General features: G+C 70.8%; 12 protein-coding genes. 6 read left to right on the top strand and 6 right to left on the bottom strand.

The window, feature by feature from the left end:
• The first annotated feature begins 200 nt into the window (after positions 1 to 200).
• Positions 201 to 4,238, top strand: a complete 4,038-nt coding sequence (locus Sco07f_RS13885) for an endo-alpha-N-acetylgalactosaminidase family protein (RefSeq protein ID WP_108988004.1) — start codon at positions 201 to 203, stop codon at positions 4,236 to 4,238.
• Positions 4,239 to 4,270: 32 nt separating this feature from the next.
• On the opposite strand, the gene Sco07f_RS13880 is transcribed toward Sco07f_RS13885, so the two are convergent.
• Positions 4,271 to 6,103: a glycoside hydrolase family 35 protein gene (locus tag Sco07f_RS13880; protein ID WP_387917698.1), complete on the bottom strand. Its 1,833-nt coding sequence runs from the start codon at positions 6,101 to 6,103 to the stop codon at positions 4,271 to 4,273.
• 109 nt (positions 6,104 to 6,212) lie between these two features.
• On the opposite strand from Sco07f_RS13880, the gene Sco07f_RS40580 reads away from it, so the two are divergent.
• Together Sco07f_RS40580 and Sco07f_RS13875 are read left to right on the top strand one after the other, a co-directional pair.
• Complete coding sequence (locus Sco07f_RS40580) at positions 6,213 to 6,368, top strand: hypothetical protein (protein WP_244942044.1); 156 nt, start codon at positions 6,213 to 6,215, stop codon at positions 6,366 to 6,368.
• Positions 6,365 to 7,900: a sialate:H+ symport family MFS transporter gene (locus tag Sco07f_RS13875; protein ID WP_244942043.1), complete on the top strand. Its 1,536-nt coding sequence runs from the start codon at positions 6,365 to 6,367 to the stop codon at positions 7,898 to 7,900. The genes Sco07f_RS40580 and Sco07f_RS13875 overlap by 4 nt, the downstream gene beginning before the upstream one ends.
• An 80-nt stretch (positions 7,901 to 7,980) precedes the next feature.
• On the opposite strand, the gene Sco07f_RS13870 is transcribed toward Sco07f_RS13875, so the two are convergent.
• From Sco07f_RS13870 to Sco07f_RS13850, 5 genes are all read right to left on the bottom strand, one after another.
• Positions 7,981 to 8,787: an SDR family oxidoreductase gene (locus Sco07f_RS13870; RefSeq protein ID WP_087793093.1), complete on the bottom strand. Its 807-nt coding sequence runs from the start codon at positions 8,785 to 8,787 to the stop codon at positions 7,981 to 7,983.
• 97 nt (positions 8,788 to 8,884) lie between these two features.
• Positions 8,885 to 9,640, bottom strand: coding sequence for an SDR family NAD(P)-dependent oxidoreductase (locus Sco07f_RS13865; protein ID WP_108988002.1), 756 nt, complete (start codon positions 9,638 to 9,640; stop codon positions 8,885 to 8,887).
• A 176-nt stretch (positions 9,641 to 9,816) separates the two neighbouring features.
• The gene (locus Sco07f_RS13860; protein WP_108988001.1) at positions 9,817 to 10,809 is read right to left on the bottom strand and encodes an alpha/beta hydrolase; all 993 of its coding nucleotides are present in this window, start codon (positions 10,807 to 10,809) and stop codon (positions 9,817 to 9,819) included.
• Positions 10,810 to 11,034: 225 nt separating this feature from the next.
• Positions 11,035 to 11,877 carry an NAD(P)H-binding protein gene (locus tag Sco07f_RS13855; RefSeq protein WP_108988000.1) on the bottom strand — a complete coding sequence of 281 codons (843 nt, stop codon included), beginning with the start codon at positions 11,875 to 11,877 and terminating at the stop codon, positions 11,035 to 11,037.
• Positions 11,877 to 12,284, bottom strand: a complete 408-nt coding sequence (locus Sco07f_RS13850) for a nuclear transport factor 2 family protein (protein ID WP_244942042.1) — start codon at positions 12,282 to 12,284, stop codon at positions 11,877 to 11,879. The genes Sco07f_RS13855 and Sco07f_RS13850 overlap by 1 nt, the downstream gene beginning before the upstream one ends.
• A 161-nt stretch (positions 12,285 to 12,445) precedes the next feature.
• On the opposite strand from Sco07f_RS13850, the gene Sco07f_RS13845 reads away from it, so the two are divergent.
• The 3 genes from Sco07f_RS13845 (at position 12,446) to Sco07f_RS13835 (ending at position 18,528) form a co-directional block, all read left to right on the top strand.
• Positions 12,446 to 13,273 (top strand): helix-turn-helix transcriptional regulator, encoded by an 828-nt coding sequence (locus Sco07f_RS13845; RefSeq protein WP_108987999.1) that lies wholly within the window; start codon positions 12,446 to 12,448, stop codon positions 13,271 to 13,273.
• A gap of 677 nt (positions 13,274 to 13,950) precedes the next feature.
• Positions 13,951 to 16,770: a lectin gene (locus Sco07f_RS13840; protein ID WP_174855351.1), complete on the top strand. Its 2,820-nt coding sequence runs from the start codon at positions 13,951 to 13,953 to the stop codon at positions 16,768 to 16,770.
• Between the two features lie 18 nt (positions 16,771 to 16,788).
• Complete coding sequence (locus Sco07f_RS13835; protein WP_108987997.1) at positions 16,789 to 18,528, top strand: lectin; 1,740 nt, start codon at positions 16,789 to 16,791, stop codon at positions 18,526 to 18,528.
• The last annotated feature ends 180 nt before the right edge of the window (positions 18,529 to 18,708 follow it).

The raw sequence follows: 18,708 nt of genomic DNA, 5'->3' as shown, positions 1-18,708 counted from the left end.
TCCGCTCATTCGCCGGGAGCGCCGGAATGGCGCCCGAGGAGATGGAGTCAGCACCGGGTGGCAGCGCTAACATCACGGATCGAGGCCATGGGGAGCCGGGCCGAACCCCGCGGGGAAACGTCCGTGCCGCCCGCCCCCACCTCCGGCGCCCCTCGTCCCCGAACTTCGTCCGACCCGAGGAGGAAGCACCCGTGGATCCCATGGCACCCCCGTCACCCCGCCCGCCCGGCCGCAGACGAGTGCCGCGACCCGGCGCCGTCGCCACCGCGCTCGGCCTCACCGTCGGCATGCTGTCGACCGCCGCCGTCCCCGCGGGCGCGGCGCTGCCCCAGGCCGTGTCCGCGGCGGCTCCCGCGGCGACGCCGGTGGAGCTGAGCCGGGGCGGACTGACCGTCACCGTGGCCGAGGAGTTCCCCCAGGTCATCTCCTACCGGCTGGGGCGGCGCAGCCTCGACGGCAGGGCGACGGCCCTGGACAGCTTCACCATCAACGGTGCGGCCCACCGCGCCACCACCACCATGAGCGCGAAGGGCAGCAGGGCGACCTACACCTCGACCTTCGAGGACCTGCCCGATCTGACGATCACCTCCACCATCACGGTCACCAAGGAGACGACAGTCGTCTTCGCCGTCGAGAAGATCTCCGGCAAGGCCGCGTCGACCGTACGCACCCTCGCGGTCCCCGGTCAGTCCCTGGTCTCCGTGGACTCCTCCGACCCGGGCGCGAACCTCGCCCGGACGAAGATCTCCACGGACTCCACGACGACCGCCGACCGCTTCGTCCGCCTCACCGGCGACACCGCCCCGGACAAGGGGCCCGTCGGCACCCCGTACGCGTTCGTCGGCAACGCGCAGCTCTCGGCGGGCGTCATCACCAACGCGACCGAGGACTCGCCGCAGGACGACAACACCAACTGGAACACCCGCCTGCTGTCCCGCATCGTCGACGCGGGTGCGGGCCGGCGCCGGGCGGAGCTGTCGGTCGGCACGTACACCTACCACCCCGGCGGCGCGACCGACCCGAGGGTCGACACCTACGAGCTGCCCCGGGCGACCGTGGTCCTCGCCGCCGACGCCAACGAGGACGGCACCGTCGACTGGCAGGACGGCGCCATCGCCCACCGGGAGCACATGCGCAGCCCGCTCGGCGCGGAACGCGTGCCCGAACGCGTGGTCCAGCGGATCCCGTTCAACTTCGCGAGCCAGGCCACCAACCCGTTCCTGAAGACGCTGGACAACACCAAGCGCATCTCCATGGCCACCGACAACCTCGGCCAGTGGGTGCTGGAGAAGGGCTACGCGAGCGAGGGCCACGACTCCGCCCACCCCGACTACGGCGGCAACGAGAACGTCCGCGCGGGCGGCTGGAAGGACCTGAACCGGCTCACCCGCACGGGCGCCGACTACAACGCCGACTTCGCCGTGCACGTCAACGCCACCGAGGCGTACGCGCAGGCCAAGACCTTCACCGAGGACATGGTCGAGGGCCAGGCGAACGGCTGGGACTGGCTCAACCAGGCGTATCACATCGACCAGCGGAAGGATCTGGGCACCGGAGCCGTCCTCGACCGGTTCAAGCAGCTCCGCAAGGACGCGCCGGGTGTCAAGACCGTCTACGTCGACGCCTACTACTCCAGCGGCTGGCTGGCCGACGGTCTGGCCGCCGAACTGCGCAAGCTGGGCTTCGAGGTCGCCACCGAGTGGGCGTACAAGTTCGAGGGCTCCTCGGTGTGGTCGCACTGGGCCGCCGACAAGAACTACGGCGGCGCCACCAACAAGGGCATCAACTCCGACATCGTCCGGTTCATCGCCAACTCCGACCGCGACGTGTGGAACGTGGACCCGCTGCTCGGCGGGGCCAGCATCGTGGAGTTCGAGGGCTGGACCGGCCAGGACGACTGGAACGCCTTCTACCGCAACATCTGGACCGACAATCTGCCGACCAAGTTCCTCCAGCACTACCAGGTGATGGACTGGGACCCCGGCAGGTCCGCGAGGCTCACCGGCGGGGTGAGCGTGAAGTCCGTCGACGGCGAGCGGCGGATCTCCATGGGCGACGCCGAAGTCCTCAGGGGCGACACCTACCTGCTGCCCTGGGGGAACGCCGGGAAGGGCGACGGCACCTCATCGCCCGCCGATGCCGACAAGATGTACTTCTACAGTGCCTCCGGCGGCGAGCACACCTTCGAACTGACCGAACAGTTCGCGGGCAACAAGAACTTCACCCTCTACGCACTCACCGACCAGGGCCGGGCGAAGAAGGCCGAGGTGAAGGCCCACGACGGGCGGGTGACGCTCACCGCCGAGGAGGGGCGGCCCTACGTCCTGGTGCCCGTCGGCGGCAAGGCGCCCCACAAGAACGCTCACTACGGCGAGTTCACCGGGCTGTCCGACCCCGGTTTCAACGCCGGGAACCTCGACGACTGGAACGCCCGCGGCGGGGCGGAGATCGTCCGGGCCGGCAACGGGGACAACGTGGTCCGCCTCGGCGAGGGCGCCTCCGGCATCTCGCAGCGGGTTGGCGGTCTGACCCCGGGCAAGCGCTACACGCTCGGCGCCGACGTCGAGATCGCCCCCGGTGAGCGACGGGACACCACGCTGCGGGTGCGCGCCGGCGACGACACCCGGGAGCGGACCTTCGACATCACGCCGGCGCGGAACCGGATGGCGGCCGACGAGAAGCGGGACACGTACTCCCAGCGGGCCTCGGTCTCCTTCACCGCGCCGCGCGACGGCCGGGTCACCGTGGACATCGGGGCCGTCGCCGGCCGTGCCGCGGTCGTCCTGGACGACGTGCGCGTCATCTCGGACACCACCACGCCGCTCCCCCGGTCCGAGGACGGCACCGTCGTCGCCCACGAGGACTTCGAGGGCAACCAGCCGGGCTGGGGGCCCTTCGTCAAGGGCGACGCCGGCGGGGTCACCGACCCCCGCACCAGCATCAGCGACCTCCACGCGCCCTACAGCCAGAAGGAGTGGAAGAACACCTACTCCCCCTACGACTCCGGCACGTTGAAGGGCAGAGCCGTCGACGACGTACTGGCCGGCCGGCACTCGCTGAAATCGCATGCGGAGAACACCGGGCTGGTCCACCGCACGACCCCCGCCACGGTGCCGTTCGAGGAGGGTCACAAGTACCGGGTCTCCTTCTCCTACCAGACCAACATCGAGGGCCAGTGGGCCTGGGTCACCGGCGCGGACCGGGTCGCCGACGGGAGGACCACCTCCCAGGACATCAGCCGTGACGTCCTGGAGCCCGCCCTGGACACGGCGGCCTACTCCCGTGAGATCGTCGCCGGCTGCGGGGACACCTGGGTCGGACTGCGCAAGCTCGGCAGCGCCCGGGGCACCGATCTCGTCCTCGACGACTTCACCGTGACCGACCTGGGCAAGGCCGAGGGCGGAGCCGCCTGCGCCGGCGTCACGGCCCCCTCCGGCGCCGAGCTGAGCCCCGGAGTGCCCGGTGAGTACGTCACGACGTTCACCAACCACGAGTCGGCCGACGCCACCAACGTCGGCATCGCACTCCAGGGCCTCCCCCAGGGCTGGAAAGCCGAGGTGACGGAGAAGGACGGCAACCTCTTCGGGAGCGTGAAGCCGGGCGCAACCGTCCGCACCACCTGGCTCCTCACCCCGCCGGCCGGCCCGACGGACACCTCGCCCGACTGGCGGGTGAGCGCCACGTACGCCCACGCGGGAGCCACCAAGACGGTCTCCGTGAACGGAGGAGCCGCACTGACCGACGAACCGGTGCTCGCGCCCGGCTCGACGACCGCGACGGCCGACTCGGAGAACACGTCCTCGGGGGCGGGCGAGGGGCCGGTGTCCAACGTCCTCGACGGTGACGCCGGCACCATCTGGCACACCGACTACACCACCTCGCAGGCGCCGTACCCGCACTGGGTGACGCTGGAGCTGGACGGCGCGGCCGACATCGACGGGTTCGGATACCTGGGCCGGCAGAGCGGGGGCCCGAACGGGCGCGTCGGAGACTACGAGGTCGCCGTGTCGGACGACGGCGAGACCTGGACGACGGTGGCCGCCGGCACCCTGAAGGACGTCCCGCAGACTCAGCGCGTCTCCTTCGACCGGGTCCGCGCCTCCTACGTCCGCTTCACCGCGCTCGGCGCGCTCAACGGGCAGCCCTACGCGGCCGCCGCGGAGATGCGCGTGTACGGCGTGCCGGTGGACCTTCCCACGGGCTTCCCGCCGGGCGAACGCCCCGCCGGCGCCCGCTGACGCCCACCGGCGCCGACGGTCCGCCGGAGGAGTCAGTCGAAAGTTTCGACGTACTCCTCCGGCGGTCCGAGTCCGGGCCGGTCGTGCAGGGTGATGCGGTCACCGAAGCGTTCGAGTTCGAGCACCGTCAGCCGGTTCTCGCCGGACCGCAGGAGAGGGGCGGGCAGGTAGAGCGTGGCCTGCGGCCCGATCTCCCAGTAGCGGCCCAGCAGGGTGTCGTTGACCCAGAGGAAGCCCTTGCCGAATCCGGGCAGGGCGACGAACGTGTCGGCCGGCTCGTCCACGGACAGGACGGCGGTGGCGAATCCGGTTCGACCGCCCGGCGGGGCCGCCGCGGCGGCGCGAGCCGTGTCCTGTTCCGTCCACCGGTCGAGCGGCAGGGGACGCGTCGTCCAGCCGTGCACCAGCCGGCGCTCCACCCGCACCCCGCCGAGGATGCCCTTGCCCTGACCGAGCAGCGGACCGTAGTTGATCCGCCCCTGGTTCTCCACCAGCAGCGCGAGCCGGACGCGCGCTCCGGTGCCGGAGACGGTGAACGAACCGCTCTCGCGGTCCAGTACGGCGACGGGTGTCCCCTCGACGAAGACCTGGGCGCGGTCGTGCAGGCCCGCCACGGTCACCTCGTGCTCCCCCGGTGGCAGCAGCGGCTCGGCCTCGTAGAGGACCAGGCCGGACGCCAGGGACAGTTCCTCGAAGCTCAGCGGCAGCGGTCCGGGGACGGGTGCCGCCGCCGCGCGCAGCGCGTCCAGCAGGGCCGCCCGCGGGGTGACGGGGAGGTCGCGGGGCGCGAGCAGCGGCGGGTCGGCGGGCAGTGGGCGTGCGGCCACGGCGCCGTCGAGCGCGGTCAGTCTCTCCCGCAGGGCGAAGAACTTCGGGGTGAGGGCGCCGTTCTCGGCGACGGGGGCGTCCGAGTCGTAGCTGGTGACGGTCGGCTGGAGCCGGCTTCCGTCGTGGTTGGCGCCCGCCCACAGACCGAAGTTGGTGCCGCCGTGCGCCATGTAGAGGCTTACGGAGCCGCCCTCGTCGAGGATGCCGCCGACGGTCTCGGCCGCGCTCTCGGCCGACCGGATGTGGTGCTTCTCGCCCCAGTGGTCGAACCAGCCGTTCCAGAACTCGGCGCAGAAGAACGGCTCACCGGAACGGCGCGAGCGCAGCAGCGCGGCGGCCCGGTCGGGGCGTGAGCCGAACGTCGCCGCCGCCAGCTCGCCGGGCAGAGCACCGCCGTCCTGCATGAGCGGGGTGGGTCCGTCGGCCGTGTAGAGCAGTTCGGTGATGCCCCGCTCGACCAGGCCGTCGCGGATGTGGCGGACGTAGGCGTGGTCGTCTCCGTAGCTGCCGTACTCGTTCTCGATCTGCACGGCCACGACCGGTCCGCCCCGCCCGGTCTGGAGGTCCGCGACGCGCGGGATCAGCTCGTCGAACCAGCGGTCGACGGCCCGCAGGAACGGGCCGTGGCAGGTGCGCAGCCGCATGCCGGGCGTGCCGGTCAGCCAGGCGGGCAGGCCGCCGTTGTCCCACTCGGCGCAGATGTAGGGGCCGGGGCGCACGACGGCGTCCAGCCCCTCCTCCTGCGCGAGCCGAACGAACCGGGCCAGGTCCCTGGGGCCGTCGAAGCGTACGTCGCCCTCGTCGCGCTCGTGGAAGTTCCAGGGGACATAGGTGTCGACGGTGTTCAGGCCGAGGGCGGCGAGCCGCCGGAGCCGGTCGGCCCACTGCTCGGGGTGCACGCGGAAGTAGTGCAGCGAGCCCGCCAGGATGCGGTGGGGGCGCCCGTTCCGCAGGAGGACGCCGTCGGCGTACGTCAGAGCGGCCGAGGGAATGTTATCGATACCTTCGCTGCGGTCGCGGGTGGTGGATCGCTTCACAACTCCCCCTGGGCACCATGTGCGGCTGTACGTGTGGATGCGTGCGCGGATGCGTGTGCGGATGCGGGCAGACCGTCGACAGCTGGAACTATGACAGAGAATGATATCGATGCCAATGATCGCTGTGCGCAACGGGAGGGCCGGCGGTGTGGGCGGCCTCACCAACCCCTACGGCCCCGGCACGGATATGGTCGGCGGTGGCGCGGCCGGGGCGGCGCCCCACCGAGCCGCGCTCGACGAGGAGCGCATCCTGGAGACACCGTGACAACCAAGTCCGCAGCGGCACTCCCCTGGTACCGGGAAGTGAGCCGCACGCAGTGGAAGTCGTTCTTCGCCGCCTGGATCGGCTACGTGCTGGACGGATTCGACTTCGTCCTCATCACGCTGGTCCTCACCGAGATCAGTGACGAGTTCGGTCTCAGCACGGTCGAGGCCGCCGGCCTGGTCTCCGGCGCGTTCATCACCCGCTGGCTCGGCGGCGCGGTGCTCGGCGCGGCGGGCGACCGCTTCGGGCGCAAGGCGTCGATGGTGGCGAGCATCCTGCTGTACTCGATCGGCACCTTCGCGTGCGGCTTCGCCTGGAACTACACCAGCCTGTTCACCGCCCGGCTGCTCATCGGGATGGGCATGGCCGGCGAGTACAGCGCGAGTGCGACGTACGTGCTGGAGAGCTGGCCGGCCCGGGTCCGCAACCGCGCCTCCGGCTTCCTCATCTCCGGATTCTCGATCGGTTCGGTGCTCGCGGCCGAGTGCTACAAGTGGGTCGTGCCGAGCCTGGGCTGGCGCTGGATGTTCTTCCTCGGCGTCCTGCCCGTGATCGTCGCCCTGTGGGTGCGCCGCGCACTGCCCGAGGCCGAGGAGTGGAGTGCCTCGGTCGGGGAGCGCTCGCAGCGCCCCAACCCCTTCCGGCCGCTGTTCGCCACCCGCGCCCTGGCCACGGTCAACACGGTCCTGGTGGTGCTGGGCACGGTCACCCTGTTCGCCGTGTTCAGCCCGGTCGGGGCCGGCGCGGTCCCCGTACTGTCGGTGCTCGCCGGCGCCTGCCTGGTCGCGCTGGCCGTTCAGCTCGGCGGCCGCAAGGGCTGGCTGCTGTACCTGTCCCTGATCGTCACCGTCTTCGTGGCGTTCCTGTACACCTGGCCGATCCAGGCCCTGCTGCCCACCTACCTCAAGAACGATCTCGGCTACACGCCCGGCCAGGTCACGGACGCCCTGTACTTCGCGGGCTTCGGCACGGCCGCCGGCTGCGTCCTGGCGGGCTTCGTGGGCGACTGGATCGGCACCCGCAAGGCGTACGCCTTCACGTTGGTCGCCTCGCTGGCGTTCGTCTTCCCGGTGTTCGCGACCAAGGACAACCTGTTCCTGATGGGCGTGCTGCTGTTCGCCCTGCAAGCGCTGAGCTTCGGCATCTCGGGGCTGCTGCCGCGCTACATCGGCGGTCACTTCCCCACCGGGAGCCGCGGTTCGGGGCTCGGGTTCACCTACAACGTCGGCGCGCTCGGCGGCGCCGTCGCCCCGGTCCTCGGCGCCCGGCTCGCCGAGGGGAGGTCCCTGGGCACCTCGCTGGCCCTGCTGACGTTCGCCGGCACGATCCTGGTGGTCCTCCTGGTCGGCTTCGACGTCCCGGCCCGCCTCAACCGGCTGATCGACCCCGACGCCCCGCGCGACCATCTGGCGCACGGGGTCCCGGCAGCGGACGGGCCGACGGCCGGGCCCGAGCCCGCCGCGTCGGCGGCCGGCGAGTCCCCCGGACGGCAGTCGGCCCCGCGACGCCCGGGCTCCGGCGGGCGAGACTGAGCCACGCCCTCCCGGCACACGGCCGACCGCCGGACGTCCGTCAGCCGCCGTGGCGTCCCGCCGCCCGGTGCGTCCGTCCGTCAGACCTGCGGCGTCCGCGCCGCGGGCCAGTCCAGGCCGCGGAGCTCGGCGTCCAGGCCACCGTCGCAGTACATCAGCGTGCCCACGCAGTAGCCCGACTTGGCGGACAGCAGGAAGAGCACCAGTTCCGCGACCTCGTCGGGACTGCCCGCCCGGCCCGCCGGTATGGACTTCAGGAAGGCCTCGATGCCGGCGGCGATCCGCGGGTCCTTGCGGCCCGCCCGGGTCATGGGGGTGTCGATGAATCCCGGTGCGACGGCGTTGAGGCGGATGCCGTCCGCGACGTAGTCGGCGGCGCGGGTGCGGGTGTAGTGGGCGATCGCCGCCTTGGTGGCCGGGTAGGTGAGGACGCCGCCCTCGTCGGTCTGCGCGTCCGCCAGCGCCCGGGCCGCCTCCTCGTCACCCGCCAGGCAGGCCGCGGCCAGCTCGGGGCTCCAGCCGGGCTGCGTGGTGGTGGAGTTGGACGAGGCGAGCACCACCGCGGACGTCCCCGCCGCGGCCAGTGCCGGACGCAGCCCCTCCAGCAGTCCGACGGCGCCGAAGTAGTTGACGGAGACCAGCAGACTCGCGGGCCGGCCCGCGCCGCCCGAGATCCCGGCGAACGGCACGAAGCCGTCGAGCCGCCCGTCGCACAGGCGGGTGACCTCGGCCGCGGCGGCGGCCCGTCCCGCCGGGGTGCCCAGGTCGGCCTCCACGTCGGCGTCGCGCAGGTCGACGCCGATGACGCGGTGGCCCTGTCCGACGAGCCGGGCCGCGATCGAGGCGCCCATGCCGGACGCGGCTCCGGTGACGGCGATGGTTCCCATGATGCTCTTCTCCTGGTGGTTCACGGTGCGGGTGATCAGTCGCGCGGGCCCGCGGCGGCTGGGCCTCTTCCCCGGCTGCCGGGACCGTGCACGCGCTTCAGCGGAGCTTCACGGCCCCGCCGTCGGCCATCACGGTCTGGCCGGTCATGTACTGCGCGTCGTCGCTCGCGAGGAAGGCGACGATGGGCGCGACGTCGCGCTCGGGGTCGCCGAAGCGGCCCAGCGGCACCGAGGCGGCGGACAGCGCGTACTGCTCCGGACGGGCCTCGGCCCACTGGGCCACCCCGGCGGTCAGGGCCATCGGGCAGACCACGTTGACCCGGATGTTGTGCGGCGCCCACTCGTTGGCGGCCACCCGGCTCAGGCCGCGGATCGCTTCCTTGGCCGCGGCGTAGGACGCCTGGTTCGGCTGCCCGTTGAGGCCGGCGCCGGAGCCGAAGTTGACGATGCTGGCGTTGCCGGTCTTCTTCAGTTCGGGCAGTGCCGCGAGCATGAAGTTGCGCGTCGCGTACAGGCCGGTGTTCATCGCGAGGTCCCAGTCCTCGTCCGTCTGCTCCTCGAACGGCTTCTGCCGCGACACGCTCGCGTTGTTCACCAGCACGTCCAGGGACCCGAAGCGGTCGACGGCGGTGGCCACGGCCGTGTCGGCGACCTTGCGGTCGCCGACGTCGCCCCGGAGGAAGACCACGGCGTCGCCGAGTTCGCCGGCGATGCCGCGCCCCGCCTCTTCATTCAGGTCGACGATCACGACCCGGGCACCGCGCGCGACGAAGAGCCTCGTGACGGCACCGCCGATGCCCGACCCGCCTCCCGTGACGATGGCCGTCCTGCCCTGGAGGCTGCGTGTGCTCATGGTGCTGTTCCTTTCGTGACCGCCCGGGACCCTCGGCGGGCCTATGTGTATGTTACATACACAGACTAGGCGAGGCAACGCCGGAGGAAACACCGCCCGGAGCACCGTCCAGAGAGGTGGAACCCTCTCCCTGGCCCCGGTCCGCCGGACGCCGGACGCCGGACGCCGGACGGAACCTAGCCCCCCTGTCCTGCGAGCGTGCCCAGGACGTCCGCAACCGGGGTGGGATCCAGGGGGCCGACGTGTGACGCCCCGGGGAAGTCGTGCACCCGGAAGCGGTTGCCGGATGTGGACGCGTCGGCTTCCGCGATCATCCTGTCCTGGAGCGCGGTGGCGATCGTACGGTCCCTGCCGAAACGCAGGTACGTGCGGGGAATGCGTCCCCAGGCGCCGGCCCGGCCGACCGCTCGGCCCGCATAGGCGGCGACGGGCTCGTCGGTCTGCATGCCGGCCAGGATCCGGCGGAAGTCGGCGTCGGGGTAGTCCGCGCAGATCATCTCCTTCAGGAGGGCCAACTCACCGCTGACGCCCGTACGGAAGTTCAACCGCAACACCCCGAGCCGGTCCGGGTCACCCACCGTCAGCTCCACCGGGCTGACGGCGTTCGCGTTCTCGGGTGCCGCCGTGCAGGCGTCCGCCGTGGGCAGGACGCGGCTGGGACAGAAGGCCGCCATGTAGCAGATGTGGTGAAGCAGGTGCGGGACGGCCTCGCCGACACGGCTGACCGACACGCCACCCAGGCTGTGCCCGACCAGCACCACCGGGCCGTTCCGTGCGGCCCGTCGCACGACGCCCGTGACGCGCGCCTCGTAGTCGTCCAGCCCGAGACCCTTCAGCGGGGAGGGTTCGACCGCCATCGCCGTGAGGTCCTGCCGCTGGTACGACTCGGCCACGAAGGCCTCCGCTCCGTGCCGCGGCTGGTCCACCATGACGACGCGGTGGCCGCGCAGCACCAGTTCCCGCGCGATCGGCATCCAGAACGCGCCGGCGCTGTGGGTACCGTGCACCAGCACGTAAGTGACGGGCCGTCGACGCGGGGCCGCCGCGGCCGGCGAGCTTGCGAGCCCGGTGCCCACGGCCATGCCCCCCACCGCGAGCCCGAGCCCGCGCAGCGCCGTTCGCCGGGTGGCTCCTTTTCGTTCTCCGTTCGTGTCGTTCATCATGAACACAACGCTATGAACGGCCCGTTCGGCCCACCAGCGGTCCAGCACCCGCACAGGGGGTGGACCCAGAACCACCCCGCGGTGCGCCTTGCGGGGCCCGGCCCGCGCGTCGGTCGTGTCTGCCAGGTCGGTATTCCCTGACCTCTGCCGACGTCGCCTCACGTGACCTGCGCGGTCACGAGGCCGACGCCGATCAACGTCCCGCAGTTCGGCGCGGCCGCAGGTCAGGCACTACTGCGTCCACTCGTACGCGTGATCGGAGACGAACTCGGCAAAGGCGCGCGGCGGACGGCCGGTCAGTTCGAGCACCGCAGTGCTGACCTGGTCTTCGCGTCCCTCCTTGATTCCGCGCTCGACGGCGGCGAGGGCGTCTGCGAACTCGGCCGGCATTCCGGAGGCACGGTGGGCGGCAGCCTGTTCCTCCTCCGTGATACGCCGCACCCGCACCTGTCTGCCGGTCCGCGCGGTGATGATCTGCGCGGCCTGTGGATAGCTCATCCCGTGCGGCCCGGTGATCAGGTAGTCGCTTCGAGCGTCCACCTCCAGGTCGGCCAACAGCGCGGCAGCACTGGCCGCGATGTCCCGCGCATCGACCCACCCGAGTTTGCCGTCACCGGCTGCCGTACGGATCTCACCGAGTCGACGGATGTGCTCGGCCAGGGGGTGCGGGCGCAGGAAGTTCTGCATGAAGCCGGACGCGCGGAGTACGACGCCTCCGGGCTGGGCCTGAACCTGAGCTGCCATCTCCACGGCGCTGGGCGCGTTCGGCAGAACAATCGCGGAGCCGAGCATCACGAGGCGCTGGATACCGGCCCGCTGTGCTTGGCGCAGAAAGGGCTCGACCAGCGGCAGCGGGTCCACACTCTCCACCGGCGGAAGCAGGAAGACCCGGTCCATCCCGTCGAGCGCGGGTCCGTATGTGGTCGGGTCACTCCAGTCGAAGCGGATCGCATCGGGGTCGGCCGCGGCTGGGTTCCGGCTGGCGACCCGAGCCCGCACACCAGCGTTGCGGAGCACTTGCACCAGCGTCTTGCCGGTCTTGCCGGTCCCTCCGGTCACGAGCACTCCGGACATCAGGCGTCCTTCCTTTCAAGCGAGTCGATCAGCCCGGCGAGAGTCCCGGCAGCGGCGGCCGCCGACAGCGGGCTCCAGTAGTCCCGGAACAGAGCGATCAGTCCGTCGCGGACCGTGAGAACCACGATGTAGTCCAGGAGGTAGGGCCGGGAGTTGGCCACGGTGCGGCCGGTGGCCGTCCACTCCACCACGACGGTGTCCGATTGATCCGTGGGCCGCACGGTAAGCGCGGCCACCTCCTTCATGTCCATCAGCTCCGGATAGTGAGCGAGGTAGGCGCGTACCTCCTCACGTCCGCGGAGAACGCGAGGGGAGCTCCCGGCTGCGAAAGGGAATTCCGCAATTCCGTCAGGAGCCCACAGATCCGCGACGGCATTCATGTCTTTGGCCAGCAGCAGGTCGATCATGCGGCGAAAAGTCTCCTCAGGCGTGCTGTGCACCATTCCTCCTCGTAGTCGACAAGCCGACCGGGCCACCGTGCACGGCAATTTGCGGGCGCGGAACGGACAGCTGAGCCCCGGACCAGCAGTGCGAGGCTCAGCCGTCCCTCCTGTGACACCATGGAAGAGTGAGCAGCCAGGAACTCGCAGACTTTCTCCGCCGCCGCCGCGAGGACCTGCGACCAGAGGACGTGCAGGCCGAGACGACGCTTCCACGAAGTCGGCGCGCCCGTCGGACACCCGGATTGCGCCGGGAGGAAGTAGCCGCCCTGGCGCAGGTGTCGGTGAGCTACTACGAACGACTGGAACGGGCGCGGGCGCCCCGACCCTCACCGCAAGTGCTCTCCGCCCTGGCGACGGCTCTCCAGCTCACCGAAGCAGAGCGTGACCATCTGGCCCGCCTGGCCGGACAAGTACTGCCGGCCGGCAACGACGGTGCGCCGGAGCACGTGCCCGAGGACGCCCAACAGCTGCTCGGCAGACTCGACGGCATCCCTGCCTACATCGTCAACGACCGGCAGGACATCGTCGCATGGAACGCAGCGGCTGCGGCTCTGATCACCGACTTCTCTCGTCTCACACCCGAGGAGCGCAACCTCACGCGCATCTCGACGAGATTCCGTGACACCCTCTGCACCGGCGCACCCGGTTCGGAGACCGATTTCTCTCGGCAGGTAGCCGCTCAATTGCGCGCAGCCAGCGTTCTGTACCCCACAGACAACGTGCTCGCGGAGTTGATCAACGAATTCGCGACCCACGATCCGGATTTTGCGAGCAGCTGGCGCAATCATGCCGTGCGCCCCATACCCGGCGTGCGAAAACACCTGCATCACCCCACACTGGGCGAGCTCGAAATCGACCGGCACACCCTCGGTCTGCCCGGCTCGGGTTTCTCCTTGGTGATGTACACGGCAGAGTCGGGCAGCCCCAGCGCCGCTGCGCTGAAGAGCCTTTGACCGCTGCCACCGCGGAAGCCACCGCGTCCGCCGAGGTCGGGCCGCGCGGGTGGAACGGCAGCCTCGGGACGGACAACTGCCCACTCTGCGGCGTCACGCGCCTGTTTCGAGTAGGCCCGGGGCAGCCGTGCGCCGGTGTCCGCCTCGGTCACGCCCCGGGAGCTTCGTGACCTCGTGACTGCTTCACCCGTTGGCGATGCGTTGCCGTGCCCGGAGCACCGGGACCGTGGGCACGATCGGCGGGGGCGTTCATCGCGGCCGGAGGCTCAGGAAGCAGCCACGTTACAGGCGATGGCGGCGTGGGTGTCCCCGTAGCGCGGGCGGGGCGCACCGGCGCCGCCGGACACCTGTGGCGGTTCGCCCGACGCGACCCGGGCCCTGCATCCGGTGCTGGTGCCCGAGGTGACTACGCCCAACGATGGACACTTTGTCCGCGGCGAGGAAAAAGGTGAGGGTCCTCGCACGGAAGGGGTTACGCCCGTCGGCGAAGGCCGCTAACTTCCTTGAGGTGCACCGGTCATGTTCGCGATGACCGGTGACTTCACGGCGCGACGGCGCGCGCCTGTACTCCCCGGCAGGACGACTCGGCCTGCCCACACCCCCACTCCTGGGAGACACCTGTGCGCACGACACCGTTAAGACCCCGTCCGTCGAGACCACGACGGATCCGCTCCCTGATGCTGGCCGCGGTGTGTGCCGTCGGCTGCTTCCTGCCGGCGACGCCGGCGGGTGCCTCGGAGCCGGCCGGCGCTCCGCTCGCGGCGGCCGCGGCACCCGAGGACTTCCAGCAGGTCACCCTCGCCAAAGGGGTGGCGGAGACCGGTGAGCCGATGACCCTGGCGGTGCTGCCCGACCGTTCGGTGCTGCACACCTCCAGGGACGGCACTCTGAGGATCACAGACGCGGCGGGCACCACCACGGTCGCGGGGAAACTGGACGTCTACAGCCACGACGAAGAAGGTCTCCAGGGCGTCGCGGCGGACCCCGGCTTCTCGTCCAACCGGTACATCTACCTCTACTACGCCCCCAAGCTCGGCACACCCGCGGGTGACGCGCCTTCCGACGGGCAGGCTTCGGACTTCACCCCGTTCGACGGCGTCAACCGGCTCTCCCGGTTCGTGCTGAAGGCCGACGGCACCCTGGACCTCGGCAGCGAGAAGAAGATCCTCGACGTGCCCGCCTCGCGCGGCATCTGCTGCCATGTCGGCGGCGACATCGACTTCGACGCGGCCGGCAACCTGTACCTGTCGACCGGCGACGACTCCAACCCGTTCGCCTCCGACGGCTACACCCCGATCGACGAGCGTGCCTCCCGCAACCTCGCCTACGACGCCCAGCGTTCGGCGGGGAACACCAACGACCTGCGCGGCAAGGTGTTGCGCATCAAGGTCAACGCGGACGGCTCGTACTCCGTCCCGGCCGGCAACCTCTTCGCCCCGGGCACCGCCGGGACCCGCCCCGAGATCTACGCCATGGGATTCCGCAACCCGTTCCGGATGAGCGTGGACAAGGCCACCGGGATCGTCTACCTCGGGGACTACGGACCGGACGCCGGTACCGCCAACGCCTCGCGCGGCCCGGCCGGTCAGGTCGAGTTCAACCGCATCACCAAAGCGGGCAACTTCGGCTGGCCGTACTGCACGGGCGCCAACGACGCCTACACGGACCACGACTTCGCCGCCGGCACCTCGGGCGCGAAGTTCACCTGCTCGGCACCGAAGAACGCCTCGCCCCGCAACACCGGCCTGACCGATCTCCCGCCCGCCCAGCCGGCCTGGATCCCCTACGACGGCGGGTCCGTACCGGAGTTCGGCAGCGGCTCCGAGTCGCCGATGGGCGGCCCGGTCTACCGCTACGACGCCGCGTCCCCGTCCGCGGTGAAGTTCCCGCAGGAATTCGACGGCGACTTCTTCGCCGGTGAGTTCGGACGCCGCTGGATCAAGCGGATCGAGACCGGCGGCGACGGGACCGTGCAGTCCATCAACGCCTTCCCCTGGAGCGGCACCCAGGTGATGGACATGGCCTTCGGCCCGGACGGCGCGCTGTACGTGCTGGACTACGGCACCGGCTACTTCAACGGCGACCAGAACTCCGCCCTGTACCGCATCGAACACGTCACCGGCGGCCGCGCCCCGGTCGCCCAGGCCGCGGCGAGCGTGACCTCGGGCCAGGCACCGCTGGCGGTGTCGTTCTCCTCCGCGGGCAGCTCCGACGCCGACGGCGACGCGCTCGGACACTCCTGGGACTTCGGCGACGGAAGCACCTCCCGCCAGGCCGACCCGTCGCACACCTACAACACCAACGGCCAGTACACGGCGACGCTCACGGTGACCGACTCCACCGGCAAGTCCGGCTCGGCCTCCGTACTCGTCACGGTCGGCAACACGGCGCCCCAGGTCAGGCTGGACCTGCCGACCGACGGCCGGATCCACGACTTCGGCGACGCGATCCCCTTCAAGGTGACGGTGAGCGACCCGGAGGACGGCAGCGTCGACTGCTCCAAGGTCGAGGTCACCTTCATCGTCGGCCACGACAGCCACGGTCACCCGCAGACTTCGGCCACCGGGTGCTCCGGCACCCTGCAGACACTGGCCGACGGCGAACACGACCCGAACGCCAACATCTTCGGCGTGATCGACGCCGAGTACACCGACCGGGGCGCGAACGGCCAGCCGGCTCTCACCACCCACGACCAGCACATCACCCAGCCCTCCCACCGGCAGGGCGAGCACTACGGCGACTCCTCCGGGGTCCAGGTCATGTCCCACTCCCCCGCGCACGGCGGCAAGACGGTCGGCAACATCGAGAACGGAGACTGGATCTCCTTCGAGCCGTACGCGCTGGACAACGCGACCGCCTTCACTGCTCGGGTCTCCTCGGCCGGCAGCGGCGGCACCATCGAGGTACGGGCGGGCTCACCGGCCGGCACCCTGCTGGGCACCGCGACCGTGCCGGTGACCGGTGGCTGGGAGACGTTCCAGGACGTCACCACCTCCCTCGGCAACCAGCCGGGCGGCTCCACCACCCTGTACCTGGTGTTCAAGGGCGGCTCAGGGGCGCTCTTCGACGTGGACGAGTTCTCCTTCACCACCAACGACGGCGGTACGCCGGGTCAGCGTTCCGGTGAGGTGAAGGGGGTGGGGGGCAAGTGCCTGGACGTCGACGGCGCGCAGACCGCCGACGGCACCGGCATCCAGATCTGGACCTGCAACGGCACCGGCGCCCAGAACTGGACCCTCGCCGACGACGGCTCCGTCAGAGCACTGAACAAGTGCCTGGACGTCTCCGGCGGCGGCACCGCCGACGGCACCAGGATCCAGCTGTGGACCTGCAACGGCAGCGGCGCCCAGAAATGGAACCCCCAGCCCGACGGCACCGTCCTCAACCCCCAGTCCGGCAAATGCCTCGACGCGTCCGGCGGCACCTGGAACGACGGCACCCCCGTCCACCTGTGGACCTGCCACACCGGACCCAACCAGAAATGGACCCTGCCGTAACCGAAGGAGGCGACACCCATGCGCAAGAAGCCAAGAGCTGCGTTCGGCCTGCTCGCAGGCGCCCTGCTCTGCGTGGCACCACAGTCCTGGGCGGCCGCCCCGCCGGCCCGGCCGCTCGACGCGGTGGTGGCCGACCCGGCCTACGAGGTCCTCGTCTTCTCCAAGACGGCGGGATTCCGTCACTCCTCCATCGACGACGGCATCGCGGCCCTGCGTGACCTCGGCACCGCGAACAACTTCACCGTCGACGCGACGGAGGACGCCCAGAAGTTCACCAGCGCCGACCTCGCCCCGTACGAGGCGGTCGTGTTCCTGTCCACCACGGGCGACGTACTGAACGACGCCCAGCAGAGTGCCATGGAGCAGTACGTCGAGGACGGCGGCGGATACGTCGGCATCCACGCCGCCGCCGACACCGAGTACGACTGGCCCTTCTACGAGGGGCTGGCCGGAGCGCTGTTCCACTCCCATCCGGCCGTCCAACAGGCCACGGTCCGGGTCGAGGACCGGGCGCACGACGCCACCGCCCACCTCGGCGACACCTGGCAGCGCACCGACGAGTGGTACAACTACCGCAGCAACCCCCGCTCCACCGCGCACGTGCTGGCCTCGCTCGACGAGTCCAGTTACTCGGGCGGGAACATGAACGGCGACCACCCGATCGCCTGGTGCAAGGACTACGAGGGCGGCCGTGCCTTCTACACCGGCGGCGGTCACACCGACGAGTCCTACACCGACCCCGCCTTCCGCCGGCACCTGCTCGGCGGCATCCGGTGGGCGGCGGGCATCACGCATGCCGACTGCCGCCCCGAGACGGGCTACCGTTCCCTCTTCGACGGCAGCGGCACCAGCGGCTGGAAGCAGGCGGGCCCCGGCGGTTTCACTCTCGCCGACGGCACGCTCACGTCCCACGGCGGGCTCGGCATGTACTGGTACCAGGCCGAGGAGTTCACCGGCGACTACTCACTGAAGCTGGACTGGAAGGCGAGCGGGGACGACAACTCGGGGGTCTTCGTCGGCTTCCCGGCCTCCGACGACCCTTGGTCGGCGGTCGACAACGGCTACGAGATCCAGATCGACGCCACCGACACCCCCGACCGCACCACCGGTTCCGTCTACGGTTTCCAGTCGGCCGACGTCGCCGCGCGCGACGCGGCGCTCAACCCGCCGGGCGAGTGGAACACGTACGAGGTCCGGGTCACCGGGGAGCGGCTGGAACTGTTCCTCAACGGTCGCAAGATCAACGACTTCACCAACACGGACCCCGTGCGCAGCCTCCGACAGGGTCACATCGGCATCCAGAATCACGGTGACGGTGACGAGGTGTCGTTCCGCGACGTCCGGGTCAAGCAGTCGGGCGGCGGTACGCCGGGTCAGCGTTCCGGTGAGGTGAAGGGGGTGGGGGGCAAGTGCCTGGACGTCGACGGCGCGCAGACCGCCGACGGCACCGGCATCCAGATCTGGACCTGCAACGGCACCGGCGCCCAGAACTGGACCCTCGCCGACGACGGCTCCGTCAGAGCACTGAACAAGTGCCTGGACGTCTCCGGCGGCGGCACCGCCGACGGCACCAGGATCCAGCTGTGGACCTGCAACGGCAGCGGCGCCCAGAAATGGAACCCCCAACCCGACGGCACCGTCCTCAACCCCCAGTCCGGCAAATGCCTCGACGCGTCCGGCGGCACCTGGAACGACGGCACCCCCGTCCACCTGTGGACCTGCCACACCGGACCCAACCAGAAATGGACCCTGCCCTAGCCTGCCGACGGTGAGGTGAGGTGACTGGAGGAGGCGGTCCGGGGGCGGTGTCGCCCCGGACCGCCTCCTCCAGCGCCTCCCGTACGGGTCCGTGCGAAGCCACCCCGCCATGGGGTGGCCCCGTCACCGGTCCGTGCGACTCCCGCGCGCGGACGCGGTGACCGCTCGGCCGGTGCGGAA

It is taken from the genome of Streptomyces coelicoflavus, from assembly GCF_003112555.1.
GTDB lineage: Bacteria > Actinomycetota > Actinomycetes > Streptomycetales > Streptomycetaceae > Streptomyces > Streptomyces coelicoflavus.
This window is presented reverse-complemented; position numbering and strand designations above follow the sequence as displayed.